We start from the raw sequence: 16549 nt of genomic DNA, 5'->3' as shown, positions 1-16549 counted from the left end.
CCTACCGCAAGTGGTCTACACCAGTGTGCAACGAGACGCGGACCCGGCTTGTTCCGGGCAGGGAGGACGCCGATGACCACCGACAGCGCCGCGGCGGCGCCGAGGAAGAAGTCCCGGGGGAGCGTGCTCTTCCAGGGGCTCCAGAAGATGGGCCGCAGCCTCCAGCTCCCGATCGCCGTCCTTCCGGCCGCCGGCATCATCAACCGGCTCGGGCAGCCGGACGTCTTCGGCGCGGACGGGCTCGGCTGGGACAACGTCGCCAAGGTGATGGCCGGCGCGGGCGGGGCGCTGCTCGACGGCAGTCTCGGTCTGCCGCTGCTGTTCTGCATCGGTGTCGCGATCGGCATGGCGAAGAAGTCGGACGGTTCGACGGCGCTCGCCGCGGTCGTCGGCTTCCTCGTCTACTACACGGTGCTACGCCAGTTCCCGAAGGACTGCCCCTCGGGTACGAAGGACATCAGCGGGGGCTGCCTGGGCGTCGACGACAGCTTCGCGGGATACACGTACCAGAACCCCGGTGTCTTCGGCGGCATCATCATGGGCCTGCTCACCGCGTACCTGTGGCAGCGGTACCACCGGACGAAGCTCGTCGACTGGCTCGGCTTCTTCAACGGCCGCCGGCTCGTCCCGATCATCATGACGTTCGTGGCGATCGCGTTCGCGGCGATCTGCCTGTGGATCTGGCCGCCGATCGGTGACGCCCTGGAGAGCTTCAGCGACTGGCTGGTCGGGCTCGGCGCCTGGGGTTCGGGCATCTTCGGCGTCGCGAACCGCGCGCTGCTCGTCATCGGCCTGCACCAGTTCCTGAACGTGCCCATCTGGTTCCAGTTCGGCACGTACGAGAAGCCGGACGGCTCGGTGGTCCACGGCGACATCCCCATGTTCCTGGCGGGCGACCCGAACGCCGGTCAGTTCCTGACGGGCTTCTTCCCGATCATGATGTTCGCGCTTCCGGCGGCGGCGCTGGCGATCACCCACTGCGCGAAGCCGCACCGGCGCAAGGAGGTCGGCGGTCTGATGCTCTCGGTGGCCCTGACGTCGTTCGTCACCGGCATCACTGAGCCGCTGGAGTACTCGTTCCTCTTCATCGCGCCGGTCCTTTACGCGATCCACGCGGTCCTGACGGGTGTCTCGATGGCGGTGACGTGGGCGCTCGGGGTGAGGGACGGGTTCAGCTTCTCGGCCGGTCTGATCGACTACGTGATCAACTGGAACCTCGCGACGAAGCCGTGGCTGATCATTCCGATCGGTCTCGGATTCGCGGTCGTGTACTACGCGATCTTCAGGTTCGCGATCACCAAGTTCAACCTTCCGACCCCGGGCCGCGAGCCGGAGGAGGTCGAGGAGGAGATGGAGCGGGACAACGTCAAGTGACCTGACCGTTTCGGGGCTTTCGCCCTGATCGTGGGAGCTCAAGGGCCCCCGGACCTCACCGTCCGGGGGCCCTTCGTCGTCACTTTCCGGCCATGGCCGAGCACGGAGAATTCGCAGGTTCCTTATCTAAGTCTCACGTGCTAAAACTGGTCTACACCACTCATTGGTGTAGACCACGCGGTCCAGACCACCGCGTTCCACGAGACGCCGCCGTCCCCCCGTGACATCTGTCCCCTGGCGGCGCCTTGCCTAATGGAGGAAGTTGTGTCCACGGCTAGCGCCGCTCCCGCGGCCCAGAAGAAGAAGGGCTCCGGCGCGATGGCTGTCATGCAGCGCATCGGCCGCAGCCTCATGCTGCCGGTCGCGGTGCTGCCCGCCGCCGCGCTCCTGGTCCGGTTCGGCCAGCCCGACATGCTCGGCAAGGAGTCGTACCCGACCGTCATCAACAAGATCGCCGGCTACATGGCGGCCGGTGGCGGGGCCATCCTCGAGAACATGGCCCTGCTGTTCGCCGTCGGTATCGCGATCGGCTTCGCCAAGAAGTCGGACGGCTCCACCGCGCTCGCGGCCGTGACCGGCTACCTGGTCTTCCAGAAGGTGCTCGCCACCTTCACGGACAGCAGCCTCCCCAAGAAGGAAGCCATAGTCGACGGCAAGATCGTCATGGTGGAGCAGGCCGTCGACGCCAAGGTCCTCGGCGGCGTCGTGATGGGCATCATCGTCGCCCTGCTCTACCAGCGCTTCTACCGCACCAAGCTGCCGGACTGGGCGGGCTTCTTCGGCGGCCGCCGTCTCGTCCCGATCCTCTCCGCCTTCGCGGGCCTCATCACCGGCATCGTGTTCGGTCTGATCTGGCCGTGGCTGGGCTCGGGACTGCACTGGTTCGGTGAGAGCCTGGTCAACTCCGGCGCCGTCGGCGCGGGCATCTTCGGTGTCGCCAACCGCGCGCTGATCCCCGTCGGCATGCACCACCTGCTGAACTCGTTCCCGTGGTTCCAGGCCGGTGAGTTCGACGGCAAGAGCGGCGACATCGCCCGCTTCCTCGCCGGCGACCCGACCGCCGGACAGTTCATGACCGGCTTCTTCCCGATCATGATGTTCGCCCTTCCGGCGGCCTGCCTCGCGATCGTGCACTGCGCCCGCCCCGAGCGCCGCAAGGTCGTCGGCGGCATGATGTTCTCCCTCGCGGCCACCTCCTTCGTGACGGGCGTGACCGAGCCGATCGAGTTCACCTTCATGTTCATCGCGCCGGTGCTCTACGCGATCCACGCCGTCCTGACCGGTGTCTCGATGGCGCTGACCTGGGCGCTCGGCATGAAGGACGGCTTCGGCTTCTCCGCCGGTGCGGTGGACTTCTTCCTGAACCTGGGCATCGCGACCAACCCGTGGGGCCTGGCCCTGGTCGGCCTCTGCTTCGCGGCCGTCTACTACGTGGTCTTCCGCTTCGCGATCACCAAGTTCAACCTTCCGACGCCGGGCCGCGAGTCCGACGAGGAGCTCGCCGAGCTGCAGAAGGCCGAGGCGAAGTAAGCCGTACGGCAGACGCACCGAAGCCCCCGCCCTTCTTCACGAAGGGCGGGGGCTTCGGCCGTTCCCGCGCTCAGATCTCGTAGACCGCGCCCGCTCTCGCCAGCTCCGCAGGCCCCCCGTACACCGCGCGCGCGTCCGCCAGGTTCTGTTCGCCGTCGGTCCACGGCGGGATGTGGGTGAGGACCAGCCGGCCCACCGACGAGCGGGCCGCCTCCGCGCCCGCCTCCCGGCCGTTGAGGTGGAGCTCCGGGATGTCCTCCTTGCCGTGGGTGAAGGAGGCCTCGCAGAGGAACAGGTCGGTGCCCCGGGCGAGGTCGTGGAGCGACTCGCAGACGCCGGTGTCGCCGGAGTACGTGAGCGAACGGCCGCCGTGCTCGACCCGGATGGCGTACGCCTCGACCGGATGGCACACCTTCTCCGTACGGACGGAGAACGGGCCGATCTCGAAGGTGCCCGACGTCAGGGTGCGGAAGTCGAAGACCTCGCTCATCGAGGTGGGGGACGGGGTGTCCGCGTACGCCGTGGTCAGGCGCTGCTCGGCGCCCGCCGGGGCGTAGACGGGGAGCGCGTCGCAGCGTCCGCCCTCGTGCCGGTAGTAGCGGGCGACGAAGTACCCGCACATGTCGATGCAGTGGTCCGCGTGCAGATGGCTGAGGAAGATCGCGTCGAGGTCGTACAGACCGATGTGTCGCTGCAGCTCGCCCAGGGCGCCGTTGCCCATGTCGAGGAGCAGCCGGAAGCCGTCGGCCTCGACGAGGTAGCTCGAACAGGCCGAATCCGCGGACGGGAACGACCCGGAGCAGCCGACGACGGTGAGCTTCATGGAGCGGGGACCTCCGTGGACGGATGCGGGAAGCGCGACGAGGAGGGGGTGGCTGTGCGGTCTGTCGAGCGTAAGGCGCACCCGGGCCTGTCGCTCCTTCGTGGTGGCCCGTTGTGGGCGAACTCACGGGCTCTGTCACCGGTTCGGATGGATGGCGGGGCGTCGCGGCGGAGTGAGCGGTGCGCCGGTACCGTCTTGAGGTATGGACACGTCGTGGTGGCCCGCGCTGGTCGCGGTCGTGGTGATCGCGCTGGTGGTGGCGGTCGCCGACGGGTGGGGGCGGTCGTCGCGCCCGCAGCGGGGGCGGCGGCCCTCGCCCTCGGGACGGACCCGGCCGCCGACCCGGCCGCCCGGTCGGCCCACCGGGCCGCGGCAGGCTCCGTCGCGGGTGCCGCGGGCGGCGGAGATCTGGTGGGCGGACGTGCCGTTCGAGGACGGGCCCGGGTCGAAGGACCGGCCCTGTCTGGTGCTGTCGGTACGGGGGGACTGCGCGCTCGTCGCGAAGATCACCAGCAAGTACCACGACGAGCGGCCCGGGGTGATCGCGCTGCCGCCGGGGGCGGTGGGGGATGCGCAGGGGCGGCCGAGCTTCCTGGAGACGGATGAGCTGCGGGAGGTGCCGGTGGCGGGGTTTCGGCGGAGGGCGGGGGTGGCGGACCCGGTCGTGTGGGACCAGGTCCGCCATTTGGCGCAGTAGCTCTTTGCGGTGCGGGTGCCTGTGGGTGCGGGTTCCCGCGGGTGCGGGTTCAGGCGCGGGAGGCCTAGGCCCGGCAGGGGCGCCGTCCCGTGTGCCCACCCGTCCCGCCCTGCGGGACGATTGCCCACACGGGGGTGGGCGGGGGCGGAACGAATGCCCACAACGGGGGGCGGCGCGGCGCTGCCGTGCGGGCGTTATGCCCAGAGTTGGCCCTGGACCGTTTCGATTGCTTCTTCTGTTGTCGCTGCCGTGTAGAGGCCCGTCGACAGGTACTTCCAGCCGCCGTCGGCCACGACGAACGCGATGTCCGCGCTCTCGCCGGCCTTGAGGGCCTTGTTGCCGACGCCGATCGCGGCGTGGAGGGCCGCGCCCGTGGAGACGCCCGCGAAGATGCCCTCCTCCTTGAGGAGTTCGCGGGTGCGGGTGACCGCGTCGGCGGAGCCGACGGAGAAGCGGGTGGTGAGGACGGAGGCGTCGTACAGCTCCGGTACGAAGCCCTCGTCGAGGTTCCGGAGGCCGTAGACGAGGTCGTCGTAGCGCGGTTCGGCGGCGACGATCTTGACGTCGGGCTTCTGTTCGCGCAGGTAGCGGCCGACGCCCATCAGCGTTCCCGTCGTGCCGAGGCCGGCGACGAAGTGGGTGATCGAGGGGAGGTCGGCGAGGATCTCGGGGCCGGTGGTGGCGTAGTGGGCGCCCGCGTTGTGCGGGTTTCCGTACTGGTAGAGCATCACCCAGGACGGGTTCTCCGCGGCGATTTCCTTGGCGACGCGTACCGCCGTGTTGGAGCCGCCCGCCGCGGGGGACGAGATGATCTCGGCGCCCCACATGGCGAGCAGCTGGCGGCGCTCCTCGCTGGTGTTCTCGGGCATGACGCAGACGATGCGGTAGCCCTTGAGCTTGGCGGCCATGGCGAGGGAGATGCCGGTGTTGCCGCTGGTCGGCTCCAGGATGGTGCAGCCGGGGGTGAGGCGGCCGTCCTTCTCGGCCTGCTCGATCATGTGGAGCGCGGGGCGGTCCTTGACCGAGCCGGTCGGGTTGCGGTCCTCCAGCTTCGCCCAGATGCGGACGTCGTCCGAGGGCGAGAGCCGGGGGAGGCGGACCAGCGGCGTGTTGCCGACGGCGGCCAGCGAGGAGTCGTAGCGCATGTGGATCAGACCATGCCACCGGCGACGGCCGGCAGGATCGTGACGTTGTCGCCGTCGGTGAGCTTGGTGTCGATGCCGTCGAGGAAGCGGACGTCCTCGTCGTTGAGGTAGACGTTGACGAAGCGGCGGAGCTTGCCTTCGTCGACGATGCGGGCCTCGATCCCGGTGTGGCGGGACTCCAGGTCGGCGAAGAGCTCGGCGAGGGTCGCGCCGCTGCCTTCGACGGCCTTCTGGCCGTCGGTGTAGGTGCGGAGGATGGTCGGGATGCGGACCTCGATGGCCATGGCGTGGGCTCCTGTCGGAAGTGACGTGATGGGCGCGCTGCTGGGGCCCCCGCGCGGAGGGGGGTCGTGCGGAAGTGCGCTCGGCCGGTCGCTCAGAGCGCAGCGCGGAAGGTACAGATCGCGCTGGCGAGGCGGCACAGGTCGACGTGCAGGCGGCCTACGAGCATGACTGTGCTCGGAGTCTCTTCGCTCACGTCGTGGGAAACCATGGGCTCATCGTATCGATTCCCGGTCCGGGTTTCGGAATGTGATCTCACATGGTGGATGCTTTCTGCCCGCCTGCCGGACCGTGCAGGTAGACGACGGTCGGACTGCCGGTCCTGGGATGGGGGATGACCTCGGCGTCCACCCCGTAGACGGCGGCGAGGAGGGCCGGTGTGAGGACCTCGGTGGGGGTGCCGCCGGTGACGACGCGGCCGCGCTCGAGGACGTAGAGACGGTCGCAGTACGCCCCCGCGAGGCTGAGGTCGTGGAGGGCGAGCAGGTTGGTGGTGCCCAGGGTGCGGACGAGGGCGAGGACGTCGAGCTGGTGGCGGATGTCCAGGTGGTTGGTGGGCTCGTCGAGGACGAGGAGCGCGGGGTCCTGGACCAGGGCGCGGGCGACGAGTGCGCGTTGGCGTTCGCCGCCGGAGAGGGTGGGGTACGGGCGGTCGGCGAGGTCCGTGAGGCCGACGCGGGCGAGGGCGGCGCCGGCGCGGCCCCGGTCGGCGGCCGTGTCGCCCTCCCAGAACCGTTTGTGCGGGGAGCGGCCGAGGGTGACCAGCTCGCGGACGGTGAGCTCGAACTCGGTGGCGCTGTCCTGGGGGACGGTGGCGACGCGGCGGGCGCGGGCCTTGGGGCCGAGGGCGTGGAGGTCGTCGCCGTCGAGGGTGGCGTGTCCCGCGGTGGGGGTGAGGGTGCCGTAGACGCAGCGCAGGAGGGTGGTCTTGCCGCTGCCGTTGGGGCCGATGAGACCGACGGTCTCGCCGGGGCGGACGGTGAGGTCGACGGCGTGGAGGCGTTCCCCGTACGAGAGTCCGTGGAGGCGCAGTTCGGTCACAGGGAGGCTCCTTCGGGACGTCGGCGCAGCAACCAGAGGAAGAACGGGCCGCCGGTGAGCGCGGTCAGGACGCCGACGGGGATGTCCTGGGGAGCGGCGACGGTCCTGGCGGCGAGGTCGGCGAGGACCAGGGCGAGTGCCCCGCCGAGCGCGGCGACGGGGAGGAGCCGGCGGTGGGGTGCGCCGACGGCGAGCCGGGCGGCGTGCGGGGCCATGAGGCCGACGAAGCCGACGGCGCCGCTGGCCGCGACCATGACGGCGGTGACGAGGGAGGCGAGGACGAAGACGGCGGCGCGGAAGCGGGCGGTGTCCAGGCCGAGGACGGTGGCGCCCTCCTCTCCGGCGAGGAGGAGGTCGAGGGGGCGGGCGAGGGTGAGGAGGGCGGCGGTGCCGAGGACGAGGACGGCGGTGGGCAGGGCGAGGGTGTCCCAGCGGGCGCTGCCGAGGCCGCCGAGGGACCAGTACATGGCCTCCTGGAACTGTTCGGGGCGGCCGGCGACGACCAGGAGGAGGGTGGCGAGGGCGGAGAGGATGTAGGAGACGGCGACGCCGGCGAGGACGAGCCGGGCCCCGGTCATGGTGCCGCCGCGGCGGGCGAGCCCGTAGACGAGGACGAGGGCGAGGAGGGCGCCGGCGAAGGCGCCGGCGGGCAGGGCGATCGTGGTGGTGACGCCGCCGAGGAGGCCGATGCCGCCGCCGGCGGTGAGCACGAGGACGGCTCCGGCGGAGGCGCCGGAGGAGATCCCGAGGAGGAAGGGGTCGGCGAGCCGGTTGCGGACGAGGGCCTGGAGAACGGCGCCGACGACGGCGAGCCCGGCGCCGACGACGACGCCGAGCAGGACCCGGGGCAGCCGGACGTCGAGGACGATCGTCCGGTACGGGGAGGGGCCGGCCCGCCCGGTGAGCGCGTCGAGCACCTGTCCTGGCGGGACCCGGACGGAGCCGAGGGCGAGCGAGGCGGTCGCGGCGACGGCCAGGGCGAGGACCAGCCCGGCGACGACGGCCGCGTACCGCAGGGGCCCGCCGCGCGTCCGGGCGGGAGGGCTTGGGCGCCTGGCGCTGGGCCGCGCGGCTTGGGCGGGTAGCTCGGACTGGCCAGGTTGGGCGGGCTGGGCGGGCTGGGCGGGCTGGGCGGGCTGGGCGGGCTGGCCAGGCTGGGCGGGCTGGGCGGGCTGGGCGGGCTGGGCGGGCTGGCCAGGCTGGGCGGGCTGGCCAGGCTGGGCGGGCTGGCCAGGCTGGGCGGGCTGGCCAGGCTGGGCGGGCTGGGCGGACCGGGCCGCCCGCCCGGGCCGGGTGGACCCGGCGGACCCGGCGGACCCGGCGCCCTCCGCGTCCCCGGCGCCGGGGTCGCCCGGCGGTTCGGGGCGCGGCGGCATCCGCGGTGGGGTGGGCGGCTCTCCCGGTGTGCCCGGGGTGCGGGGCGTCGTGGTCATCGCGTCGGGTGGAGCTGGGTCGCCAGCTTGTTGACGGCTGCGGGGACTCGGACGCCCAGGACGGTGTCGGAGAGGGGAAGGACGGCGAAGCGGCGGTTCTTGATCGCGGGGACGTCCTTGAGGGCGGGGTCGTCGAGGAGCCGCTGCTTCTTCTGTTCGACGGTGGTGGAGCCGTAGTCGTAGATGACGACGACCTCGGGCTTCCGGGCGACGACCTGTTCCCAGGTGGCGTCGCCGAAGGCCTTGTCGAGGTCGGCGAAGACGTTCCGGCCGCCGGCGCGGGTGATGAGCTCGTTGCCGATGCCCTTGCCGCCCGCGGTGAACGCGGTCTTGTCGCCGCTGTCGTACACGAAGACGGAGACGGGTTCGACGCCGCTCAGGCGCTTCTGCGTGGCGCTGACCGTGCCCCGCGCCTGCTTGATCCACGTCTCGGCCCGGTCGGGGACGCCGAAGGTGCGGCCGATCTCGCGGACTTCGCGGTAGAGGTCGTCGACTGAGGGCGAACCGGTCGGGCAGTACTCGGTGTTGAGGCGCGTGTCGATGCCCGCGCGCTTCAGGTCGTCGCGACCGCGGCCGTCCTTGGCGGAGAAGGCGGTGGAGTAACCGCCGTACACGAAGTCGGGGTTCGCGGCGAGCACGGCCTCCTTCGAGGGGTACTCCTTCGCGAGGACCGGCACCGTGTCGTACGCCTTCTTGTACGCGGGGAGGATCGCGTCGTCGAGGTAGGCGGTGCCGACCAGCGACTTCTCGAGACCGAGGGCGAGCATGACCTCGGTGACGTGCTGGTTCATGGTGACGGCGCGCTTCGGCGGCGCCTGGTACGTCGTCTTCACACCGCAGTTGGTGACGGTGTACGGGAATCCCGGCGCGGCTTTCGCCGCGGGGGTCTGTTCCGTGGGGGCCGCGCAGCCGGCGAGCAGGGAGACGAGGGCGGCGGCGGGCAGCAGGGCACGGCGGGGCCAGGTCATGACGGAATGCCTCCTCCGGGGATTTCCACGTCCCCAGTCGGTGGTGAGAGGCGGCAGGTCAGTTCCTGGCTCCCAGCGCCCGGGGGCGCTGGTCACAGTGGCGGGACCGTGCCGGATTCACACCGGCTTCCTGGGTCCTGCCGCCCGTTGGTCCGGGTCAGTGTCTCATTCGGGCCAGCCGGAGTTCTCGATGGTCGTCACGAAGTCGCCGGGAGCGAAGCCGGGGACGTAGTGGCGCAGGACGTCGGCCTTCACGTTGCCGAAGGCGGTGTCGGGCTTGGGGGCGATGCCCTCGGTGAAGGCGGCGAGGATGCGCTTCTTGAAGTCGGGGCGGGGGTGGGCGGCGACGATCGCGGCCCGGTCCTCGGGGCTCACGGCGGTGGGGTCGTCGTAGCCGATGCCGAGGACGTCGTACTCGACGCCCGCGGTGACGAGCGCGACCTCGGGCTCCATGAACGCGGGGATGCCGGGGGTGGTGTGGAGGGCGACGGCGGTCCAGACGCGGCGGACGGCGTCCTCGTCGGCGCCCTGGGCGCGGAGGAAGGCGGCGGCCTCATCGGCTCCGTCGACCTCGAAGCGGCGGCCGCTGCCGTGGTGCTCCTCCCCCAGGCCGAGGTCGTGGAACATGGCGCCGACGTAGAGGAGTTCGGGGTCGAAGGCGAGGCCCCGGGCGCGGCCCTGGAGGGCGCCGAAGAGGTAGACGCGGCGGGAGTGGTCGTAGATCAGGTCGCTCGTCGTGTCGCGGACGAGTTCGGTGGCGGCGGTGGCGAGCCGGCTGTCGGGGATCAGTGCGAGGGCGTTCGGGGAGAGGGCGTTCGCGGGTGCGTTCATGGGTGCGTTCATGGGTCAAGGCTCGCTGTCGGGGTCGTGGCCCCGCCATGTCCCTGCGGACAGGCATCCCACAGAATCGGACACATGACAGTGCACGCGGTGACGGTGTTCGCCTTCGACGGTGTCCGGCTGCTCGACGTGTCCGCCCCGCTGGAGGTGTTCGCGACGGCAGCGACGGCGGGGGCGGCCTACGAGGTACGGGTGTGCACGCCCGACGGGCGGGACGTCCGCACCTCGACCGGGCTGCGGATCGGGGCCGACTGCGCGGCGGACGCGGTGACGGCCGTGGACACGCTTGTCGTGCCGGGGGCGGTGGACGTGGCGCGGTGCGTGGCGGCGGCGCCGGCGGTCGCGGAGCTCGCGGCGCGCTCGGGGCGGGTGGCGTCCGTGTGCACGGGGGCGTTCGCGCTGGCGGCGGCGGGGCTGCTCGACGGGCGGCGGGCGACGACGCACTGGGAGCACGCGGCGGAGCTGGGCCGCCGGTATCCGGGGGTCGAGGTGACGGCGGACGCGATCCACGTACGGGACGGGCGGGTGTGGACCTCGGCGGGAGTGACGGCCGGGATCGACCTGTGTCTGGCCCTGGTGGAGGAGGACCGGGGGCCCGCGGCGGCGCGCGCGGTGGCCCGGGACCTGGTGGTGTTCCTCCAGCGGCCGGGTGGCCAGTCGCAGTTCTCGGCGGCCTCGCGGACTCCCCCGACCGGGCATCCGGTGGTCCGGCCGCTCCTGGACGCGGTGGTGGCGGACCCGGCGGCGGACCACAGCGCGCAGGCGCTCGCGCGGCGGGCGGGGGTGAGTGCCCGGCACCTGGCCCGGCTGTTCCGGGAGCAGGTCGGGGTGACGCCCGCGGCCTGTGTGGAGCGGGTGCGGGTGGAGGCGGCCCGGATGCTCCTGGAGGGCGGGGCGAGCGTGACGGGGGCGGCGGCGCGGAGCGGGCTCGGGAGCGACGAGAGCCTGCGGAGGGCGTTCGCCCGGCACTTCGGGGTCACGCCTTCCGCGTACCTGGCCCGCTTCCGGACGACGGCGGGGGCGTCCTGGGCGTAGGTCCCTACGCCCAGGTCCCTACGCGTACTCCTCGACGACCTTGACGTCCTCCTCCGTCACGACGCCCTCGACGATGGTGAAGGAGCGGAACTGGAAGGGGCCCGCGGCGTCGCGGTCGGCGGTGGAGACCAGGACGTAGTGGGCGTGGGGCTCGTTGGCGTACGAGATGTCCGTGCGGGACGGGTAGGCCTCGGTCGCGGTGTGCGAGTGGTAGATGATGACGGGTTCCTCGTCCCGGTCGTCCATCTCGCGGTAGAGCTTGAGCAGGTCCGCGGAGTCGAACTCGTAGAACGTGGGCGAGCGGGCCGCGTTCAGCATGGGGATGAACCGCTCGGGGCGTCCGCTGCCGGCCGGGCCCGCGACGACGCCACAGGCCTCGTCGGGGTGGTCCGCGCGGGAGTGTTCCACGATCTGGTCGTACAGGGCCCGGGTGATGGTCAGCATGCCGACAGGATAAGCAGACGAGCCGTCCCGTACCGAGGAGTGGTACGGGACGGCCCGGATGCCGAGACGTGTCAGGTCAGGAGGTCAGGAGCGCTTGGCGAAGGCCGCGCCCTCGGGGTTGCGGGACTTCAGGACCAGGTAGGAGACGCCCAGGATGAGGCCCCAGACCGGCGCCGCGTAGAGGGCGGTACGGGCACCCTCGTCGACGCCCATCATCACGATGACCATGCCGATGAAGAGGAGCGCGAACCAGCTGGTGTACGGGGCTCCCGGGGCCTTGAAGGTGGACTCGGGGAGCTCGCCGCGGTTCGCCTTGGCCCGGTAGCGGATCTGGCAGACCAGGATCATGATCCAGGCCCACATGCCGGAGATCGTGGCGAAGGAGACGACGTACTCGAAGGCCTTGCCGGGGGCGACGTAGTTGATCCAGACGCCGACGAGCATCAGGGACGCCGAGAACGTCAGGCCGAGGAGCGGGGTGCCGTTCTTGGTGAGGCGGGTGAAGACCTTCGGGCCCTGGCCGTTGAGCGCGAGGTCGCGCAGCATGCGGCCGGTGGAGTACATGCCCGAGTTGCAGGAGGACAGGGCCGCGGTCATCACCACGAAGTTGACGATGGCGGCGCCGACGCCGAGGCCCATCTTCTCGAAGGCGGCGACGAACGGGGAGACGCCCGGCTGGAACTCGGTCCACGGGACGACCGACAGGATCATGATCAGCGCGCCGACGTAGAAGACGGCGATGCGCCACGGCACGGTGTTGATGGCCTTGGGCAGGACGGTCTTCGGGTCCTTGGACTCGCCCGCGGTGACGCCGACGAGCTCGACGGCGAGGAAGGCGAACATCACGATCTGCAGGGTCATCAGCGTGCTGCCGATGCCGTTCGGGAAGAAGCCGCCCTGGTTCCACAGGTGCGCGACGGTGGCGGTGTCGCCGGCGTCGGAGAAGCCGATGGTGAGGATGCCGGCGCAGATCAGGATCATGCCGATGATGGCGGTGACCTTGACCATGGAGAACCAGAACTCCAGCTCACCGAAGAGCTTCACGGAGATCAGGTTGGCGCCGAAGAGGATGACCGTGAAGACCAGCGCGGAGATCCACTGCGGGATGTCCCACCAGTACGTCATATAGGTGGCCGCTGCGGTGACCTCGGTGATGCCGGTGACGACCCAGAAGAGCCAGTACGTCCAGCCGGTCACGAAGCCCCAGAAGGGGCCGACGAACTCGCGTGCGTACTCCGCGAAGGAGCCGGACACGGGGCGGTACATGAGCAGCTCGCCCAGGGCCCGCATGATGAAGAAGATGACCAGGCCCGCGATGGCGTACGCGAGGATCAGGCTGGGGCCTGCCTTGGCGATGGCCTTGCCGGCGCCGAGGAACAGGCCGGTGCCGATGGCACCGCCGATCGCGATCATCTGGATCTGCCGGGCGCCGAGGCCTCGCTGGTAGCCCTCGCCGCCGTCCACGGCCCCGTCGGTGCCGTCGTGCTGCTTGTCGACCTGCACAGAGGTCATGGTGGTGCGCCTTTCTCCATGCTGATCCGCGCGACTGCGAGTGCGTCTGTCGCGGATCAGATCCTGATCCCCCCGGATGTGGATGGAGTGCTACCGGCGGTCAGCCGGTCCAAGCGCCCTCGGGAACAGGGGTGGCGTCCCCGAGCGGTCGTGAAGATTTATCACGGGGCGGGACGTGATCGAGGGAGTTGAGGGTGGCGCACGTCACGGAAACCGGCAGGCAAAAAGGACACAAGACGGCGAAGCGGACGCTCTGATAACGCATTCGTTATCCGGATTTGAGCGTCCGCTGAGCGAACAACAGGGGGGATGCAGGTGTCCCTACGACATCAGGGTCTCGATGAGGGACTCCTGGAGCGCTCCCAGCCAGAGGTACGCCATCACCATCGGCTTGCGCGGGTCGGAGTCCGGCAGCCGGTACAGCTGCTCGCTCTCCTCGTCGTCGGTGACCTCAAGACGGGTCCCGATGGTCAGCCGGAGGTCGTTGAGCGCGCCGAGCCACGCCCTGGCCTCGTCCGCGCTCAGTTTCAGGACCGCCCCGCCCTCGCCGGCGGCGTCGGCGGAGAGCGCGTCGAGGGCGCGCACCACGACGAGGGCGTCCTCGCGCTTGCGGGCCCGCAGGTCGTTCTCGGTGTAGCGGCGGAAGTCGGAGGCGGCCGCCCGCAGCTCCTCGCTGCCGTCCCCGTACGCGTCGGGGAAGAGGCGCTTGAGCGCGGGGTCGGACGGCGGCTTGCTCGGGCCCTCGGCGAAGAGCGCGGCCAGCGGGTCCTCGTCCTTGGCGGGCTCGTCGCCCGGTCCGATCAGCTCCATGAGCTGGACGGCGAGGGAGCGGAGGATGGAGATCTCGACGTCGTCGAGGGCGACGGCGGCGCCGCCGCCGGGCAAAGTCTCGAAGTGGCCGGCCATCAGAAGCGGTCCTGGGAGAGCGTCGCCCAGAGGCCGTAGCCGTGCATCGCCTGCACGTCGCGCTCCATCTCCTCGCGGGTGCCGCTGGAGACCACCGCGCGGCCCTTGTGGTGCACGTCGAGCATCAGCTTGTGCGCCTTGTCCTTGGAGTAACCGAAGTACGACTGGAAGACGTAGGTCACGTAGCTCATCAGGTTGACCGGGTCGTTGTGCACGAGGGTCACCCAGGGCACGTCCGGCTCGACGACGGCGGAGACCTCCTCGGCCGATTCCGTACGTTCGATCTCAATAGGCGCGACGCTCACTCACCCCATGCTGCCACCCCGGGGGGCCCGTCGCACAAACGGGTCACCCACTCGCCGCACTATTCGTCAAACTGACGATTTCTGCGCTAGCATCGCTGACATGAACGCTGCGGACCTTGGGCTGCCGGTGGACGTGCCGTCGACCGCGCTCTTCACCGATCAGTACGAGCTGACCATGCTCCAGGCGGCCCTCGCCGCCGGCACCGCCGACCGGCGCTCCGTCTTCGAGGTCTTCACCCGGCGGCTGCCCGAGGGGCGGCGCTACGGCGTCCTCGCGGGCGTCGGCCGGGTCCTGGACGCCGTCGAGAACTTCCGCTTCGACCCCGCCGTCCTCGGCTTCCTGCGCGAGCACGGCATCGTCGACGAGCCGACCCTCGCGTGGCTGGCCCGCTACCGCTTCTCCGGCGACATCTGGGGCTACCCCGAGGGCGAGGTGTACTTCCCCGGCTCGCCCGTACTGCGCGTCGAGGGCTCCTTCGCGGAGTGCGTGCTCCTGGAGACCGTGATCCTCTCGATCCTCAACCACGACTCGGCCATCGCCGCCGCGGCCTCCCGTATGTCGGCCGCCGCCGGCGGGCGCCGCCTGATCGAGATGGGCGCCCGGCGCACCCACGAACTGGCGGCCGTCGCCGCCTCCCGCGCCGCGTACGTCGGCGGCTTCGAGGCCACATCGGACCTCGCGGCCGGCTTCCGCTACGGCATCCCGACCGTCGGCACCTCCGCCCACGCCTTCACCCTGCTCCACGACAGCGAGCGGGACGCCTTCCGGGCGCAGGTCGACACCCTCGGGCGCGGTACGACCCTGCTCGTCGACACCTACGACGTCACCGAGGCCGTCCGGACCGCGGTGGAGGTGGCGGGGCCCGAGCTCGGGGCCGTCCGCATCGACTCGGGCGACCTGCTGCTCGTCGCCCACCGGGTGCGGGCGCAGCTCGACGAGCTGGGCGCGCGGGACACGAAGATCGTCGTCACATCGGACCTCGACGAGTACGCCATCGCCTCGCTCGCGGCAGCTCCCGTCGACGCGTACGGGGTGGGGACGCAGCTGGTCACCGGCAGCGGTCACCCGACCTGCTCCATGGTCTACAAGCTGGTGGCGCGGGCGGCATCGGCCGATCTCAAGGCGCCTCTCGTGCCGGTCGCGAAGAAGTCCCTGGGCGGCAAGGCCTCGGTCGGCGGCCGCAAGTGGGCGGCGCGGCGGCCGGACGCGTACGGGATCGCCGAGGCGGAGGTCGTGGGCACCGGACCGGTGCCGCCGGAGCTCGCGGACCGCCAGCTCCTGGTCGAGCTGGTCAAGGGCGGTGACGTGGTGGCCAGGGAGCCTCTCGAGGCCGCCAGGTCGCGGCACATCGAGGCGCGCGCCGGGCTGCCGATGTCGGCGACGCAGCTCTCCCGGGGCGAGCCGGTGCTGCCGACGGAGTACGTGTGATGCCGAGGGGGCACGCGTAAGGCCGACGGAGTACGTGTAGAGCCCCCGAGGGCGAACGCGTGACGCCGACGGAGTACGTGTAGAGGCCCCGAACGGAGGATCGGGACGCCCCCTCCCGGTGGGAGGGGGAAGTCTCTAGGCTCGAACCACCCCTCCCCGACCCGCTAAGGACACCCGCCATGCACCGCGCATTGATCGTTGTGGACGTTCAGAACGACTTCTGCGAGGGCGGCAGCCTCGCGGTGACCGGCGGCGCGGACGTCGCCGCCGCCATCACCGACCTGGTCGGCCAGACGGCGGGCAGCTCCTACCGGCACGTGGTCGCCACCCGTGACCACCATGTCGACCCGGGCGCGCACTTCGCCCCGGCCGGCGAGGAGCCGGACTACGTCACGTCCTGGCCGGTGCACTGCGTGGCCGGTACGGAGGGCATCGGCTTCCATCCGAACTTCGCGCCCGCCGTCGCCAGCGGGGCGATCGACGCCGTCTTCGACAAGGGCGCGTACGACGCGGCGTACAGCGGCTTCGAGGGGCGCGACGAGAACGGTCTCACGCTCGCGGAGTGGCTGCGCGAGCGTGAGGTCACCGAGGTGGACGTGGTGGGCATCGCCACCGACCACTGCGTCCGGGCGACGGCCCTGGACTCGGCCCGTGAGGGCTTCCGCACCCATGTGCTGCTCGACCTGACGGCGGGCGTCGCGAAGGAGACGACGGACCGGGCCCTGGAGGAGCTGCGGACGGCGGGCGTGGAGCTGACGGGCAAGCCGGTCGTCCCGTAGGACGTC

At 71.1% G+C, this 16549-nt stretch carries 18 protein-coding genes and 1 riboswitch; of the genes, 6 read left to right on the top strand and 12 right to left on the bottom strand.

Features of this window, described 5'->3' with window-relative positions:
* Positions 1-72 precede the first annotated feature (72 nt).
* Positions 73-1374 (top strand): PTS transporter subunit EIIC, encoded by a 1302-nt coding sequence (locus ACIRB7_RS05465; RefSeq protein WP_403592725.1) that lies wholly within the window; start codon positions 73-75, stop codon positions 1372-1374.
* 264 nt (positions 1375-1638) lie between these two features.
* Complete coding sequence (locus ACIRB7_RS05460; RefSeq protein ID WP_403592722.1) at positions 1639-2904, top strand: PTS transporter subunit EIIC; 1266 nt, start codon at positions 1639-1641, stop codon at positions 2902-2904.
* 70 nt (positions 2905-2974) lie between these two features.
* Here ACIRB7_RS05460 and ACIRB7_RS05455 read toward each other — a convergent pair whose 3' ends face one another.
* A complete protein-coding gene (locus ACIRB7_RS05455; RefSeq protein ID WP_403592719.1) occupies positions 2975-3727 on the bottom strand; it encodes an MBL fold metallo-hydrolase in 753 nt (250 codons plus the stop codon).
* 202 nt (positions 3728-3929) lie between these two features.
* On the opposite strand from ACIRB7_RS05455, the gene ACIRB7_RS05450 reads away from it, so the two are divergent.
* Positions 3930-4424 (top strand): type II toxin-antitoxin system PemK/MazF family toxin, encoded by a 495-nt coding sequence (locus ACIRB7_RS05450; RefSeq protein WP_403592717.1) that lies wholly within the window; start codon positions 3930-3932, stop codon positions 4422-4424.
* 194 nt (positions 4425-4618) lie between these two features.
* Here the strand turns inward: ACIRB7_RS05450 and ACIRB7_RS05445 are convergent, their stop codons facing one another.
* The 7 genes from ACIRB7_RS05445 to ACIRB7_RS05415 form a co-directional block, all read right to left on the bottom strand.
* Positions 4619-5569, bottom strand: coding sequence for a PLP-dependent cysteine synthase family protein (locus tag ACIRB7_RS05445; protein WP_403592714.1), 951 nt, complete (start codon positions 5567-5569; stop codon positions 4619-4621).
* A gap of 5 nt (positions 5570-5574) precedes the next feature.
* Complete coding sequence (locus ACIRB7_RS05440; protein WP_351209551.1) at positions 5575-5853, bottom strand: MoaD/ThiS family protein; 279 nt, start codon at positions 5851-5853, stop codon at positions 5575-5577.
* A gap of 92 nt (positions 5854-5945) precedes the next feature.
* Entirely contained in the window at positions 5946-6062 is a 117-nt protein-coding gene (locus tag ACIRB7_RS05435; RefSeq protein WP_403592711.1) for a putative leader peptide, read from the bottom strand.
* A gap of 44 nt (positions 6063-6106) precedes the next feature.
* Positions 6107-6892 (bottom strand): ABC transporter ATP-binding protein, encoded by a 786-nt coding sequence (locus ACIRB7_RS05430; RefSeq protein ID WP_403592708.1) that lies wholly within the window; start codon positions 6890-6892, stop codon positions 6107-6109.
* Positions 6889-7908 carry a FecCD family ABC transporter permease gene (locus tag ACIRB7_RS05425; protein ID WP_403594330.1) on the bottom strand — a complete coding sequence of 340 codons (1020 nt, stop codon included), beginning with the start codon at positions 7906-7908 and terminating at the stop codon, positions 6889-6891. Before ACIRB7_RS05425 ends, ACIRB7_RS05430 begins: the two co-directional genes overlap by 4 nt.
* 413 nt (positions 7909-8321) lie before the next feature.
* Positions 8322-9293 (bottom strand): ABC transporter substrate-binding protein, encoded by a 972-nt coding sequence (locus tag ACIRB7_RS05420; protein WP_403592705.1) that lies wholly within the window; start codon positions 9291-9293, stop codon positions 8322-8324.
* A gap of 59 nt (positions 9294-9352) precedes the next feature.
* Positions 9353-9426: riboswitch (cobalamin riboswitch) on the bottom strand.
* Positions 9427-9458: 32 nt separating this feature from the next.
* Complete coding sequence (locus ACIRB7_RS05415) at positions 9459-10136, bottom strand: HD domain-containing protein (protein WP_403592703.1); 678 nt, start codon at positions 10134-10136, stop codon at positions 9459-9461.
* A 72-nt stretch (positions 10137-10208) separates the two neighbouring features.
* Between ACIRB7_RS05415 and ACIRB7_RS05410 the strand changes: the two genes are divergently transcribed.
* The gene (locus ACIRB7_RS05410) at positions 10209-11168 is read left to right on the top strand and encodes a GlxA family transcriptional regulator (protein ID WP_403592700.1); all 960 of its coding nucleotides are present in this window, start codon (positions 10209-10211) and stop codon (positions 11166-11168) included.
* Positions 11169-11186: 18 nt separating this feature from the next.
* On the opposite strand, the gene ACIRB7_RS05405 is transcribed toward ACIRB7_RS05410, so the two are convergent.
* From ACIRB7_RS05405 to clpS, 4 genes are all read right to left on the bottom strand, one after another.
* The gene (locus ACIRB7_RS05405; protein ID WP_403592697.1) at positions 11187-11612 is read right to left on the bottom strand and encodes a Mov34/MPN/PAD-1 family protein; all 426 of its coding nucleotides are present in this window, start codon (positions 11610-11612) and stop codon (positions 11187-11189) included.
* An 84-nt stretch (positions 11613-11696) separates the two neighbouring features.
* On the bottom strand, positions 11697-13124 hold the full coding sequence (locus ACIRB7_RS05400) for an amino acid permease (protein WP_403592694.1): 1428 nt from the start codon (positions 13122-13124) through the stop codon (positions 11697-11699).
* Between the two features lie 321 nt (positions 13125-13445).
* The gene (locus tag ACIRB7_RS05395; RefSeq protein ID WP_403592691.1) at positions 13446-14030 is read right to left on the bottom strand and encodes a DUF2017 domain-containing protein; all 585 of its coding nucleotides are present in this window, start codon (positions 14028-14030) and stop codon (positions 13446-13448) included.
* On the bottom strand, positions 14030-14335 hold the full coding sequence (gene clpS / locus ACIRB7_RS05390; protein ID WP_073807902.1) for an ATP-dependent Clp protease adapter ClpS: 306 nt from the start codon (positions 14333-14335) through the stop codon (positions 14030-14032). Before clpS ends, ACIRB7_RS05395 begins: the two co-directional genes overlap by 1 nt.
* 100 nt (positions 14336-14435) lie before the next feature.
* Between clpS and ACIRB7_RS05385 the strand changes: the two genes are divergently transcribed.
* Positions 14436-15764, top strand: a complete 1329-nt coding sequence (locus tag ACIRB7_RS05385) for a nicotinate phosphoribosyltransferase (protein ID WP_403592688.1) — start codon at positions 14436-14438, stop codon at positions 15762-15764.
* A 179-nt stretch (positions 15765-15943) separates the two neighbouring features.
* Positions 15944-16543: a nicotinamidase gene (locus ACIRB7_RS05380; protein ID WP_403592685.1), complete on the top strand. Its 600-nt coding sequence runs from the start codon at positions 15944-15946 to the stop codon at positions 16541-16543.
* The last annotated feature ends 6 nt before the right edge of the window (positions 16544-16549 follow it).

This window comes from Streptomyces sp. NPDC093795 (genome assembly GCF_044764665.1).
GTDB lineage: Bacteria > Actinomycetota > Actinomycetes > Streptomycetales > Streptomycetaceae > Streptomyces.
This window is presented reverse-complemented; position numbering and strand designations above follow the sequence as displayed.

Excerpts from the sequence above, each read along its gene's own strand:
- ACIRB7_RS05465 (WP_403592725.1), top strand. The coding sequence starts at position 73 with ATGACCACCGACAGCGCCGCGGCGGCGCCGAGGAAGAAGTCCCGGGGG.
- ACIRB7_RS05455 (WP_403592719.1), bottom strand. The coding sequence starts at position 3,727 with ATGAAGCTCACCGTCGTCGGCTGCTCCGGGTCGTTCCCGTCCGCGGAT.
- ACIRB7_RS05450 (WP_403592717.1), top strand. The coding sequence starts at position 3,930 with ATGGACACGTCGTGGTGGCCCGCGCTGGTCGCGGTCGTGGTGATCGCG.
- ACIRB7_RS05445 (WP_403592714.1), bottom strand. The coding sequence starts at position 5,569 with ATGCGCTACGACTCCTCGCTGGCCGCCGTCGGCAACACGCCGCTGGTC.
- ACIRB7_RS05440 (WP_351209551.1), bottom strand. The coding sequence starts at position 5,853 with ATGGCCATCGAGGTCCGCATCCCGACCATCCTCCGCACCTACACCGAC.
- ACIRB7_RS05435 (WP_403592711.1), bottom strand. The coding sequence starts at position 6,062 with ATGGTTTCCCACGACGTGAGCGAAGAGACTCCGAGCACAGTCATGCTC.
- ACIRB7_RS05420 (WP_403592705.1), bottom strand. The coding sequence starts at position 9,293 with ATGACCTGGCCCCGCCGTGCCCTGCTGCCCGCCGCCGCCCTCGTCTCC.
- ACIRB7_RS05415 (WP_403592703.1), bottom strand. The coding sequence starts at position 10,136 with ATGAACGCACCCATGAACGCACCCGCGAACGCCCTCTCCCCGAACGCC.
- ACIRB7_RS05410 (WP_403592700.1), top strand. The coding sequence starts at position 10,209 with ATGACAGTGCACGCGGTGACGGTGTTCGCCTTCGACGGTGTCCGGCTG.
- ACIRB7_RS05405 (WP_403592697.1), bottom strand. The coding sequence starts at position 11,612 with ATGCTGACCATCACCCGGGCCCTGTACGACCAGATCGTGGAACACTCC.
- ACIRB7_RS05400 (WP_403592694.1), bottom strand. The coding sequence starts at position 13,124 with ATGACCTCTGTGCAGGTCGACAAGCAGCACGACGGCACCGACGGGGCC.
- ACIRB7_RS05395 (WP_403592691.1), bottom strand. The coding sequence starts at position 14,030 with ATGGCCGGCCACTTCGAGACTTTGCCCGGCGGCGGCGCCGCCGTCGCC.
- ACIRB7_RS05385 (WP_403592688.1), top strand. The coding sequence starts at position 14,436 with ATGAACGCTGCGGACCTTGGGCTGCCGGTGGACGTGCCGTCGACCGCG.
- ACIRB7_RS05380 (WP_403592685.1), top strand. The coding sequence starts at position 15,944 with ATGCACCGCGCATTGATCGTTGTGGACGTTCAGAACGACTTCTGCGAG.